Genomic DNA, 12,453 nt, shown 5'->3' with positions numbered 1-12,453 from the left:
TCCCGGCGGGCGACCCTCGCGCGACGCTCGTGGACTCGCCGGCGGCCCCGACGTCAGTCCGCGGTGCTGGTCGACTCCTCCAGCGGCTCGGGGACCGAGTCGGGGACCTCCTTCGCGGCCCACGCGTCGAACGACAGCGGTCCTGCCCCGGTGACGAGCAGCGCGCTCACGAGGCCGAACACGGAGATGTGGGCGACGACGGGATCGTCGGGGAGGCCGAACAGCGTCGTCGTCAGGAGGACGAACGCCACGCCCGAGAAGAGGCGGACGAAGACGCCCGCGAGGAGCGCCATCCCGACGGCCGTCTCGGTCAGGCCCGCGCCGACCACCCAGAGCGCGGGGTCGACCGGGACCACGGCCGTCAGGTCGTACTTGGCGACGACCGCCAGCGAGTCGCCGGGGTTGGCGAGCTTCTGGACGACGCCGAGGTAGACGAACGCCACCCCCATACCGGCGCGGAGGACCAGCGGGACGTACTCGCGGTAGTCGTCGACGCGCTCGACGAACGGCACCGCGACGCGGCGGTAGAACGGGTCGATCTGCGAGTAGAGCGTCCGCTCGTCGGCGGCCATGCGGGCGACGATCTGGTCGGCACTCGGCCGGCCGCCGCCGACGAGTGCGATGGCGAGGAAGCCGGGGACGTACTCGAACGCGAGGAGGAGGGCGGGCGACTGCGCGAGCGCCCAGCCGTAGACGAGGAGTCCGAACGCGGCCACCAGGCGGGTCCCGAAGCCGAACAGGAGGAGGAAGCCGACCGTAATCCCGAAGAGGCGGACGGCGGGCGAGGCCGGCGCGAACACCGGGGTGAAGAGGTAGCCGTTGAAGCCCGCCCCGACGAGCGGGAGGCCGACGCTCAGCCGGAGCAGCCACGGCAGGAGGTCCCCGTAGCCCGCGAGGAGTTCACGCAGGCGGAGGACGTCGCGACGGACCGGCCGGACGCGGAGATACGCGAGCAGTCCGACGGCACCGACGGCGGCCCCCCCACCGAGGAGCCCCGCGTTCAGCGGGTCCGCGAGCGTCGCGAGGAAGAAATCGAAGGCGTCGACCGCGTCACCGCCCGGCGTGACGTACTGGACGTGAGCGCGGGCCGGACCTGCGGTCGCCGCAACGAGCACCAGTGTCGACACCACGGCCGTCACCGCCGAGCAGGAGCGTCTGGCGAACGTCATGACTCTCTCCCGAGTAAGTTCTGAGCGGGCCTAAGCGGTTCGGTCGGGCCCGCCGTGGCGGGTCGTTCAGACGTCGAAGACGACGTACGCCTCCCACCTGTTGCCCCTCTCCTCGAGGCGCATCTCCGAGTACGTCACCGCCTTGATCTCCCGGGCGTCGACGCGGTCGAGGGGGACGCCACGGGCACGCCCCTCGACGCGCCACCGATCGCCGTCGACTCCAGCGTCGTCGACGTCGCCGTCGACGGAGACGGTCGCCTCGTTGTCGGCCGGGAGCACCTCGCGGACGTCGCGTTCGTAGATGAGCTGGTCGAGGTAGTCGAACAGAAGCGCCTCGCGGGACTCCGCCTCGACGGTGAACGTCACGGTCTCCTCGGCGCCGTCAGCGGGCGGCACGTCGTCGCACATCGCCGCGGTCAGTCCGTCGGCGACGGCGGCGAAGACCCCCGAGAGCGTCTCGGCCGTGGCCTCGACCGCGACGTCGGCCGTGTGGTCGCGGAGGCGGAAGCTCACTCGCGTCCCTCCCGACGGTCCGACCGTTCGGCGTCCACCGACCGCCGGTCGACCGCCGCCGGGCGGTCGTCCGTCTCCGCACGCGCGTCGAGCGCACGGTCCGCGAGTTCGGCCGGCCGTCCCTCGGTCTCGTCGCGTGCCTCGGGTGCGCGGTCGGCCTCATGTGCGGGACGGTCCGTGTCGGGTGTCTCGTCGTCGCGCTCGCGTTCGGCGATGTCCCGGGGGCGACCAGCGAACTCGGGGTCGACGGCCGCGTCGTACCGCGTGGTTCGGTCCGTCGGTGCGGACGCGTCTCTCTCGTGTGCGACCGCCGCGGCCGGGTCGCTCCGCCGGTCGACCGCCTCGGCGTCGGCGAGACGACGGATCTCCTCGCCCGAGAGGCCGCTCTCGAGGCCGGAGTCGGCGATGGCGACCCCGCTCGTGACGACCGTCTGGACCCCCTCCTCGACCGTGAGGTCGACGTCCATCACCCGCTCGGTCGGGAGGTGGACGAGGTGGCCGCCCATCACCGGGTTCGGAGCCATCGGGAGGAACATGGTCACCATCTCGTCGTGCGGAGTCGGGTCGGCGAGGGCGTCTGGCGTCTCGGTCGTGACGAAGCCGAGCGTGTACGACCCCTCGTGGGGGAACTCGACGAGCTTGACCTCGCGGAAGCTCTCCGTGTCGCCCGAGAGCACCACGTCCGACATCTGCCGGAAGCTCTCGTAGATCGATCCGAAGCCGGGGACGCGCGTGAACACGTCGTCGAAGTAGTCGACCGCCCGCTCGCCGCGGTGTGAGCGATCCACGACGAACCCCACCCAGAAGACGACACCGAGCACGACGAACGGGAGCGCGACCTCGATCACCGACTCGGCGGGGAGCACCACGCCGGGTGCGAGTGCGACGCGCGTCGACACCGGGAACAGCCCCGACACGAGCGCGAGATACCGGTAGAGGGTGTTGAACAGGAAGACGAAGACGAACGCCGTGACCAGCACGGGCACGACGACGGCGACGCCCGTGAGGAGCGACTCGCGGACGACCTCGATCAGGGTGCGAGTGTGCCCCGTCGCCCGTGACGACTGCGACATACCACACGGTGTGCGTGGGATACACCAAAGCCTTCCGGGGCGCTCAGTGTGCCACTGGTGCCCCGAACAGCCTTCGAATCCGCCGGAGTGACGGTGGAGTTATATTCCATAGTCGTCTATCCACACGACAGTGAGTGCCACGATCGAGAAACGGGTCGACGGGCCCAACGATGCCACGCACGTCGAGGAGGCGTGGGCGCTCAAAGAGCGGATCCGGCGGGCCGAGGGCGTCCTGAAGCAGCGCCGCGGCTTCTTCGTCGACGCCTACCGTCGGTCGACGACGCACCTCCTCTACGACGGCGACGATCTCGTCGGCTTCGTCTCCGTCCGCCGCGACGGATACGTCCTGTTTCTCGCCGTCGCACCCGACGCACGCGGGCAGGGGCTGGGCCGACGGCTCGTCGCCGAAGTCGCGCAGAACCACAGTTCCGTCACCTGTCACGCCCGAGCGACCAACGACAACGCCCTCCGGTTTTACGAACACGTCGGCTTCGAGGTCCGCCGCCGGATCGACAACTACTACGAGGACGGGGGCGACGCGTACTACCTCCGCCTCGGACAGGACGCCTCCTTTCGGGAGCGGCTCTCGGAGTTCTTGCGCCGCTGATCCTGCGGGCGGCTCCGTCACGACGCGTCTCCGGCTGGTGGTCGCCCCCGCTCCGACCTGAACTTTTATTCGCGGCTCGGGAGTAGCCCGGACCATGGATGTAGGCGTACTCACAGTTCCGCTCGGTGGCGAACCGCTCGACGACGCCCTCGCGTACCTCGCCGGCCTGGGAGTCGGCGCCGTCGAACTCGGCGTCGGCGGCTTCCCCGGCGAGGCTCACGTCGACCGGCGCAGGCTCCTCAACGACGCCGACGCGCGGGCCGACCTCCTCGCGACGCTCGACGAACACGACCTCCGGGTGAGCGCGCTGGCGACCCACAACAACCCGCTCCACCCCGACGAGGAGACGGCCGCCGAGGCCGACACCGAACTCCGCGAGGCGATCGACCTGGCGGCCGCGCTCGGTGTCGACACCGTGACGTGTTTCTCGGGGCTGCCGGCGGGGGGACCGAACGACGAGGTGCCGAACTGGATCACCGCGCCGTGGCCGACCGAACACGCCGACGCTCACGACTACCAGTGGGAGGTCGCGACCGACTACTGGGGGTCGCTCGCCGAACACGCCGCCGACGCCGGCGTCGACGTCGCGATCGAGATGCACCCCAACATGCTCGTCTACGAGCCGCACTCGCTCTTGCGGCTCAGGGAGGCGACCAACGACCGGGTCGGTGCCAACTTCGACCCCTCGCACCTCTACTGGCAGGGGATCGACGTGACCGAGGCGATCAGGCTCCTGGGCGAACACGACGCCATCCACCACGTCCACGCCAAGGACACGAGAGTGTACGAGGCGAACGCGCGGACGAAGGGCGTCCTCGACACGACCGACTACACGGAGGAACCCGACCGGTCGTGGCTCTTCCGCACCGTGGGGTACGGCCACGGCGAGGAGCACTGGAAGGACGTCGTCTCGACGCTCCGGATGGTCGGCTACGACGGTGCGCTGTCGATCGAGCACGAGGACTCGCTCACCTCCTCGCGCGAGGGGCTGGAGAAGGCCGTCGACGTGCTCGGGCGCGCAGTGTTCGAGACGCAGCCGGGCGAGGCGTACTGGGCAGAGTGATGACGGACGAACCACTCACCGTGGGCGTGCTCGGCTACCGGTTCATGGGCAAGGCACACTCGAACGCGCTCGCCCGCCTCCCGATGTTCTTCCCCGACGCGCCAGCCGTCGAGCGTCACACCATCGTCGGCCGCGACGAGGAGGCGCTCGCGGCCGCCGCCGATCGGTTCGGCTTCGCGAACACCGAGACCGACTGGCGCGCGGTCGTCGACGAGGTGGACGTCTTCTACAACCTCGGGCCGAACCACCTCCACGCCGAGCCGTCGATCGCCGCGCTGGAGGCGGGGGCGCACGTCTTCTGCGAGAAGCCGCTCGCGCCGACGCTCGACGAGGCTCGCGCGATGCACGAGGCCGCGGCTGAGGCGGACGGGGTCGCCGGCTGTGCGTTCAACTACCGGTTCGTCCCAGCGATCCGCTACGCGAAGGAGCTGATCGACGAGGGCGCACTCGGCGAGATCCACCACGTCCGGGGACGCTACCTCCAGGACTGGCTGGTCGACCCCGACGCGCCCTGGTCGTGGCGCAACTCGAAGGAACTCGCGGGCAGTGGTGCGCTCGGCGACCTCGGCGCACACACGATCGACCTCGCGCGCTTCCTCGTGGGCGACGCTGCGGGCGACCTGACTCGGGTCTCGGGCCACCTGCAGACGTTCGTCGACGAGCGCGAGACCGCGGAGGGCGAGACGCGGCCCGTCACCGTCGACGACGCCTACACGGCGCAGGCGGCGTTCGACAACGGCGCGGTGGGTTCGTTCGAGGCGTCGCGGTTCGCCGCCGGCCACAAGAACGACCACACCATCGAGATCCACGGCTCTGAGGGGAGCCTCCGGTTCTCGCTCGAACGGCTGAACGAACTCGCGTACAAGTCCGGGGACGGTCGGGGGTACGAGACGATCCTCGTGACCGACGAGTCCGACCCGTACGTCGACCACTGGTGGCCGCCGGGCCACGTCCTCGGCTGGGAGCACACGTTCGTCCACGAGAACTACGAGTTCCTGTCGGCCGTCGCCTCGGGCGAGGAGTTCCACCCCTCGTTCGGCGACGCCTACGAGGTTCAGCGGGTGCTGGACGCGATCGAACGGTCGGACGAACGGGGCGAGTGGGTCGACCTCGACCTCGACTGAGGTAGGACGCGACCGCCCCTCGGTTCCTCTGTCGTTCGCGACGAAACGGTCAGATCACAGCTCACACGTCCCGCCAGCCTCGTCGCTGGGCGGGGACGTGGCACCCCGCCCCCCGAAGGCTTCGTTCTCGCAGGCCTCCGCGAACGTCTCGGTGAAGAAGAGCTTGCACTTGTGCGCCGCCTCGTGCACCAGGAGCGCCGGGAGCGACGGACACCCACTCCCCCACTGGTGGACGTTGATCCTGCTCCCGACGTACCGCGTCGACCCACAGACGTCCCCAGCAGAGCAGACGATATCGGCGTCGTTGAGCTCTTCCAGCAGACAGCTCCGGGCGTCGGCGTCGGCGATCCGACCGATCCCCGCCCGAGCGGTGGCGACGGCCGCGGTGATCTCCGACTCGGTTCCCTGGCAGCCGTCGTTCACGGTCACGGTCGTTCGCTGGAGCGCCAGAGGCGTTCGACCGACTGTCGGTCCGCTCCGCGACGCCGAGCCACCGGACTGCTGTACGACGTGCGTCAGCTCGTGGGCCAGGAGCCGCCGTCCCCGCGTCGTCTCCGGCGCGTACGCTCCCGCGCCGAAGACGACGTCGCGGCCGACGGTGAACGCCCGTGCCTGTACGGCTCGCGCCGCCGCCGCCGCTCGGCTGTCGGTGTGTATCCGGACGTCGTCGAACGTCGTTCCGAACCGCGGCTCGAAGAACGCCCGCACCGACGTCGGGAGCGGACGCCCACCGGCGCGTCCCGATCGTCGCGGTGTCGCGGTGTCGCCGGCCGGTCGGGACGCCGAGGCGTCGTCAGACCGCTGGAGTGCTCGTTCACACGTCGGGCAGTCCAGTGACTCACCCCGTTCGAGGCGGTGCCGACAACGCGAACACAGCCGCCCGCCTCGTCGCCGCGAAGCGGCGACACGTGTGCCGTTCGCCGGGGATGTCCCTGCTTCGGGCATCCGAACGACTGTCCGGGCGACCCGCTCGGCCTCGCGCTCGGACGCGTCGTTCGGCCGACTCACCTCGAGCGTCGTCCCACCGTTTCCGTTCACGAGCCGCTGTACCGTCTGGTTACCTCGCGTTCGCTGGAGTCGGTGTACCGGGTGATCGCCACGGTCGCCAGTGATCCGTCGAGGAGTGCGTTCGGACCGTCTCTGCGCTCTCGTCGACCGGTGTGTCATCGCCCGTGCGTTCGCCTTCTCCCGCCGCTTCGTCGTCGGAATCATCGTTCAGTCTCTCCCTCTCTCGTCGGTCAGTGTCGGTGTCCATCCCTGGCCGTCTCTCCCCTGCCATCCGCCTCGAATATGGGACGTGTGACCACGGCTCAGAGACGACGGTAGATGAGTTAAACGTGCGGGCTGTCGAACGGAGCGAGACTGTCGTGTTCAGACCGTCTGCACGCCCTCGTCGGTGATGACCGACGAGAGCAACTCGACGGGCGTCGCGTCGTACGCCGGGTTCTCGACGGTGATCCCCTCGGCGGGTTCGAGCATGACCTCCGTCGCGGGACGGGTCTCGTTCTCGAAGCGGAACTCGTCGATGATCTTCGCGCCCGACCCGACGACCGTGACCGGCACGTCGAGGCGGTTGGCGGTGACGACGAGCGGGAACGTCCCAATCCGGTTGTAGAGGGTGTCCTCGACGATGCAGTCCATCCCGACGATGACGCGGTCACAGTCGGGGAGGAAGTGCCCGCAGGCCCCGTCGGTGGTCAGGTGCGTGTCGACGGCGTCGAGCGCCGCGAGTTCGCGGGCCGTCTTGCGACCGAGGTACCGGGGGCGCGCCTCCGTGACGTACGCCGTGAACGTCATCTCCTCGGCGGCGGTCTCGATCGCGTCGATGACCGTCGATGAGTAGTCGTGAGTGAGGAACGTCTCACCGTCGGAGAACGTCTCCGCGGCGTTCGCCGCCGCACGGCGTTTCCCCTCGGTGATGTCGGTCACGACCGTCTCGATCGCCTGGTCGAGCGCGGACATCCCCCCCTCGACCGTCGTCGCCTCGCCGATCACCCGATCGAGGATCCCCCGCATGGCGTTGTGGAGCGAGGCGTGGGAGGGGTTCGAGCGGCGGAGGGCGCCGGCGTTGTGTTCGAGCGCACGCTCGAAGTCGTCGATGGTGACGTACTCGCGTTCGGTGAGTTCGCCGAGCGCGCGCGCCGCCTTGATTGCGACGACCGAGGAGCTGTGGGTCTGCATCTCTCGGATCTCCTCGATGGTCTCGTCGATCATACCCTCACGTGCGACCGGTCGGGGGAAAACGGCTTCGGGCGCGTCAGTCGGGCGGTTCGCCGTCCGTCTCCGGTCACCCGACGCCCCCGTCACCGGCGTTCGTCCGTCGCGCGTAGAGGTAGACGACGACGGCGGTCATGAACCAGATCACGGCACCGACGCGGATGGCGAACGCGGCGCGTGCGCCCCAGGTGGGCAGCGTCGTGGTCGTCGACAGCGCCGCGACGATCGGCGAGCCGACGAGGATCGTCACGACGAACGTCGTCTGCATCACCCAGCCGAAGTCGACGCCGTCCGGGTTCGAGCGTTCGACGGGTTGCACGGGCGGAGGTGCGGCCGCGACGGTTAAGACGTGTCGGTTCGCTCCTCCGCCATCCCTCTCAGGGCGAGCAGTCCCCGTTCGTTGCCGTCGGCGGCGACTTCGCCTCGAACTCGCTCACGACCGTGGTCTGCCCGTTCGTGTCCTCGACGACGATCCGGTACGAGTCGCCGACCTCGCAGATCTGCCTGAGCGGGCCGTCGCTACCCGCGCCGTCCAGGTGGACGTAGTCCCCGGGCTCGACGACCTCCTTGTCGGGCGTGGTCCAGACCGTCCCCCACGTCACACGGTTGCCGTAGTCGTCCACGACGACGACCCGGTCCTGGTCGATCGCCTCCCCGCCGGCGAACGTGACGTTGACGTACGCGCCGTTCACGCCGTTTCCGGTCCCGTCCGCGACCCAGTCGGTGTCGAACGCGACGGGGTGTTCCGGCGCGCGGAGCGTCGACTCGAACCCCATCGCCAGCGCCGCGATCGTCGCCGCGAGCACCACGACGATGGCGACCAGGAGGACGACGCCGATCGCCGGCGAGACCGCGCGGGTGGAGGGGCGAGAGAGTACCATCTGCTCGTGCGGATAATTCTGGAGAAGAAGAATAACTGTGCCGAGAGAATATCAGATCTGATTCTGCCCCCACGGGCTGGACTCGGGTCGGACGGTCAGGACCAAAGCGACGTGGTCCTGCGAGGGACGTGCGTGGCCTACAGGCCGTCGAGAAAGCGCCGGACGACGTCGTTGAACGGCTCGGGTCGCTCGAGCATCGCCAGGTGAGCCGCGTCCGCGACCTCGGCGTACGCACACGACGGGAGTTCGTCGGCGAGGAACTCGTGGTACCACGGCGGCGTGAGCACGTCGTGCTCGCCGACGACGGCGACGGCGGGAGTGGTCACCTCGCCGAGACGGTCGCGAACGTCGAAGCCGTGGCAGGTCCGAAAGTCGCGGCGAGTGACCACGCGGCCGACGTCGGTCATCGTCTCGGTCGACGCCGCCACGAGCGCCTCGTCGGGGTCGTGGAAGAGTCGGTCGGGTGCGTGGAGGAAGTCGACGGCGCGGTCGAAGTCGTGGTCCAGCCACTCGAGGAGGTCGTCGAGGACGGCGAGCCGTGCACCCGTGCCCGTGAGCACCAGTCCGTCGAGGTCGAGATCGCGTTCGATCGCGACCGTGAGCGCGACCGCCCCACCGAGGGAGTTGCCGACGAGCACGCGCGCGTCGACGGCTTCGGCGACCGCGACGACGTCGTCGGCGTACGCTGCCAGCGTCTCGAACCCCGGTTCCGCGCCGACGTCGTCGCTCTCCCCGTGGCCGCTCAGGTCGATCGCGGTGACCGGTGTCGCGTCTGCGAGTCGGAACTGGCCGCGCCAGACGGTGTGTGCCCCCCCGCTGCCGTGGATGCAGAGCAACCCGGGACCTTCTGCCGTACCACTGCGGTGCCGGTACACCGTGGCCCGTCCGTGGTGTGTGAGCTGTTCCATACCGCACTCTCTCGGGCACGGTGAAATAAAGTCCCCGTGTGTCTCCGTCTCGCGATCCGGGGTCGCACGGCGGAACCGCAACACGACCAGTTCCGACGGACTCCGTCGCCATCCTTCGATTCGCCACCAACAGATTTATATATTTAACTGACTAACTTGTGGTTAGTTGTAATATGAGTACCCAACAGTTCGCCGGCGCTAACGACCGCTTCCTGCGCCGCTACGAGTACGACGACAGCTGGGTGATCGCCGCCGACGTCGGCGTCTCCGGCGACGACGTCGACGTCGACGTCGTCGGAACGACGGCCATCGTCGTGGTCGACGCCGGCGACCGCGTCTCCGAGACGGAGTTCGAACTCCCCGGGACCGACGCGGACGTCGCCGTCCAGAACGGGATCCTCACGATCACGGTCCCGAAGTAAGTTTACCGGCCCTCCACCACAACGTTCACACACATCTCATCATGAAACTCATCGTCAGACCCCTGAAGCAGAAGGACGCGGGGCGTGGCCTCGCGGCGATCGACAGGCAGGCCGCCGAAGAGCTCGGACTCGAAGGCGGGGACTTCATCCGCCTGAAGGGTCAGAACGGCTCGACGATCGCCCGCGTCTGGCCCGGCTACCCCGAGGATCACGGCAGCGGCGTCATCCGGATCGACGGGCGACTCCGCCAGCAGGCCAACGTCGGCATCGACGACCGCGTCGAGGTCGAGAAGGCGGACGTCAAACCCGCCTCCCGGGTGACGGTCGCCCTCCCGCAGAACCTCCGTATCGGCGGCAACATCGGGACGTACATCCGCGACAAGCTCGCGGGACAGCCCGTGACGAAAGGACAGACGATCCAGCTGCCGCTCGGCTTCGGCTTCATGACGTCGTCGAACCAGACGGTCCCCCTGCGTGTGGCCTCCACCCAGCCGTCGGGAACGGTCGTCGTCAGCGACTCGACGGACGTCCAGATCTCACAGAAGCCCGCCGAACAGATCCGCGAGACCTCGACCGGCGGCGACGAGGGCCCCACGATCACCTACGAGGACATCGGGGGCCTTGACCGCGAACTCGAACAGGTCCGGGAGATGATCGAGCTGCCGATGCGCCACCCCGAGCTGTTCTCGCGGCTGGGCATCGAGCCGCCGAAGGGCGTCCTGCTGCACGGTCCCCCCGGGACGGGCAAGACGCTGATCGCGAAGGCCGTCGCCAACGAGATCGACGCCTCCTTCCACACCATCTCGGGCCCCGAGATCATGTCGAAGTACTACGGGGAGTCCGAAGAGCAGTTGCGAGAGATCTTCGAGGAGGCGGAGGAGGACGCCCCCGCCATCGTCTTCATGGACGAACTCGACTCGATCGCGCCCAAGCGCGAGGAGACCTCCGGCGACGTCGAGCGTCGCGTCGTCGCGCAGCTCCTGAGCCTGATGGACGGGCTCGAATCGCGCGGGCAGGTCGTGGTGATCGGCGCGACCAACCGCGTCGACGCCATCGACCCCGCACTCCGGCGGGGCGGGCGGTTCGACCGCGAGATCGAGATCGGCGTCCCCGACCGTGAGGGCCGTAAGGAGATCCTCCAGGTCCACACGCGGAACATGCCGCTCGCCGACGGCGTCGACCTCGACGAGTTCGCCGACAACACCCACGGCTTCGTCGGTGCCGACCTCGAGTCGCTCGCCAAGGAGTCGGCGATGAACGCCCTCCGGCGCATCCGGCCCGAACTCGACCTCGAGGCCGAGGAGATCGACGCCGAGGTGCTCGAACGCCTGCAGGTCACCCTCGACGACTTCAAGGAGGCGCTGAAGGGGATCGAGCCCTCGGCACTCAGGGAAGTGTTCGTCGAGGTGCCCGACGTCACCTGGGAGGACGTCGGCGGGCTCGAGGACACCAAAGAACGGCTCCGCGAGACCATCCAGTGGCCGCTGGAGTACCCCGAGGTGTTCACCCAGCTGGACATGGAGGCCGCCAAGGGCGTCATGCTCTACGGTCCGCCGGGCACCGGGAAGACCCTGCTCGCGAAAGCCGTCGCCAACGAGGCCGACTCGAACTTCATCTCGATCAAGGGTCCCGAACTGCTGAACAAGTACGTCGGGGAGTCCGAGAAGGGCGTCCGGGAGATCTTCAAGAAGGCCCGCGGCAACGCGCCCACGGTCGTCTTCTTCGACGAGATCGACTCGATCGCCACCGAGCGTGGCCGCAACAGCGGCGACTCCGGCGTCTCCGAGCGGGTGGTGTCGCAGCTCCTGACGGAACTCGACGGGCTCGAGGCGCTCGAGGACGTCGTGGTGATCGCCACCTCGAACCGCCCAGATCTGATTGACTCCGCACTCCTGCGGCCGGGGCGGCTGGACAGACACGTCCACGTCCCCGTCCCCGACGAGGCGGCCCGGAGAGCGATCTTCGACGTCCACACGCGGAACAAGCCGCTCGCCGACGACGTCGACCTCGACTCGCTCGCCCGCAAGACCGAGGGCTACGTCGGCGCGGACATCGAGGCCGTCGCCCGCGAGGCCGCGATGACCGCCTCCCGCGAGTTCATCCACTCGGTGTCGAGAGAGGAGGTGGGCGAGTCGGTCGGCAACGTCCGCATCACGATGGACCACTTCGAGCAGGCGCTCGAGGAGGTCACTCCATCCGTGACCCAGGAGACCCGGCGGCGCTACGAGGAGATCGAAGAGCGCTTCCAGAAGAGCGAGGTCGAACGCGACGGCCAGACCGAGGTCAGCCGGACGTTCCAGTAGAACCCTTCTCTTCGGGTTCTCGCCCGCTCCACTCGCTCGAACCACTGTAAAAGAGGTTCATCAGAACAGCCGCGGCCGAGCGAGCGACGCGAGTGAGGCCGGTGAATCGACGCACCCACACCCGTCCGACGTCGACGCGTCCGTGCCTCCCCGGTGAGTCGCTGGCTGACTCT

General features: G+C 68.9%; 13 protein-coding genes. 5 read left to right on the top strand and 8 right to left on the bottom strand.

The window, feature by feature from the left end; genetic code table 11:
- Window positions 1-53: 53 nt before the first annotated feature.
- The 3 genes from FZP69_RS13115 to FZP69_RS13105 form a co-directional block, all read right to left on the bottom strand.
- Window positions 54-1,169: a DoxX family protein gene (locus FZP69_RS13115; RefSeq protein ID WP_152041861.1), complete on the bottom strand. Its 1,116-nt coding sequence runs from the start codon at window positions 1,167-1,169 to the stop codon at window positions 54-56.
- A gap of 66 nt (window positions 1,170-1,235) precedes the next feature.
- A complete protein-coding gene (locus FZP69_RS13110) occupies window positions 1,236-1,682 on the bottom strand; it encodes an archease (RefSeq protein WP_152041860.1) in 447 nt (148 codons plus the stop codon).
- Entirely contained in the window at window positions 1,679-2,755 is a 1,077-nt protein-coding gene (locus tag FZP69_RS13105) for a DUF502 domain-containing protein (protein ID WP_152041859.1), read from the bottom strand. Before FZP69_RS13105 ends, FZP69_RS13110 begins: the two co-directional genes overlap by 4 nt.
- A gap of 130 nt (window positions 2,756-2,885) precedes the next feature.
- Here FZP69_RS13105 and FZP69_RS13100 point away from each other — a divergent pair, with 130 nt between their 5' ends.
- The 3 genes from FZP69_RS13100 (at window position 2,886) to FZP69_RS13090 (ending at window position 5,549) form a co-directional block, all read left to right on the top strand.
- Entirely contained in the window at window positions 2,886-3,362 is a 477-nt protein-coding gene (locus FZP69_RS13100) for a GNAT family N-acetyltransferase (protein WP_152041858.1), read from the top strand.
- 94 nt (window positions 3,363-3,456) lie between these two features.
- Complete coding sequence (locus FZP69_RS13095) at window positions 3,457-4,425, top strand: sugar phosphate isomerase/epimerase family protein (RefSeq protein ID WP_152041857.1); 969 nt, start codon at window positions 3,457-3,459, stop codon at window positions 4,423-4,425.
- Window positions 4,425-5,549, top strand: coding sequence for a Gfo/Idh/MocA family protein (locus tag FZP69_RS13090; protein WP_152041856.1), 1,125 nt, complete (start codon window positions 4,425-4,427; stop codon window positions 5,547-5,549). Before FZP69_RS13095 ends, FZP69_RS13090 begins: the two co-directional genes overlap by 1 nt.
- A 54-nt stretch (window positions 5,550-5,603) precedes the next feature.
- On the opposite strand, the gene FZP69_RS13085 is transcribed toward FZP69_RS13090, so the two are convergent.
- From FZP69_RS13085 to FZP69_RS13065, 5 genes are all read right to left on the bottom strand, one after another.
- The gene (locus tag FZP69_RS13085) at window positions 5,604-6,494 is read right to left on the bottom strand and encodes an eCIS core domain-containing protein (protein ID WP_152043377.1); all 891 of its coding nucleotides are present in this window, start codon (window positions 6,492-6,494) and stop codon (window positions 5,604-5,606) included.
- Window positions 6,495-6,920: 426 nt separating this feature from the next.
- Window positions 6,921-7,763: a translation initiation factor eIF-2B gene (locus tag FZP69_RS13080; protein ID WP_152041855.1), complete on the bottom strand. Its 843-nt coding sequence runs from the start codon at window positions 7,761-7,763 to the stop codon at window positions 6,921-6,923.
- Window positions 7,764-7,836: 73 nt separating this feature from the next.
- On the bottom strand, window positions 7,837-8,085 hold the full coding sequence (locus FZP69_RS13075) for a DUF5822 domain-containing protein (RefSeq protein WP_152041854.1): 249 nt from the start codon (window positions 8,083-8,085) through the stop codon (window positions 7,837-7,839).
- A gap of 58 nt (window positions 8,086-8,143) precedes the next feature.
- Entirely contained in the window at window positions 8,144-8,647 is a 504-nt protein-coding gene (locus tag FZP69_RS13070; RefSeq protein WP_152041853.1) for a type IV pilin, read from the bottom strand.
- Between the two features lie 137 nt (window positions 8,648-8,784).
- Window positions 8,785-9,555, bottom strand: a complete 771-nt coding sequence (locus FZP69_RS13065) for an alpha/beta fold hydrolase (RefSeq protein WP_152041852.1) — start codon at window positions 9,553-9,555, stop codon at window positions 8,785-8,787.
- Window positions 9,556-9,728: 173 nt separating this feature from the next.
- Between FZP69_RS13065 and FZP69_RS13060 the strand changes: the two genes are divergently transcribed.
- A complete protein-coding gene (locus FZP69_RS13060; RefSeq protein WP_152041851.1) occupies window positions 9,729-9,977 on the top strand; it encodes a DUF7127 family protein in 249 nt (82 codons plus the stop codon).
- A 41-nt stretch (window positions 9,978-10,018) separates the two neighbouring features.
- Complete coding sequence (locus tag FZP69_RS13055) at window positions 10,019-12,280, top strand: CDC48 family AAA ATPase (RefSeq protein ID WP_152041850.1); 2,262 nt, start codon at window positions 10,019-10,021, stop codon at window positions 12,278-12,280.
- Window positions 12,281-12,453: the final 173 nt, after the last annotated feature.

The organism is Salinigranum salinum (assembly GCF_009176545.1).
GTDB classification, from domain to species: Archaea; Halobacteriota; Halobacteria; order Halobacteriales; family Haloferacaceae; genus Salinigranum; species Salinigranum salinum.
The sequence above is the reverse complement of the archived record's forward strand: the minus strand, read 5'-3'. Positions and strand labels throughout refer to the sequence as shown.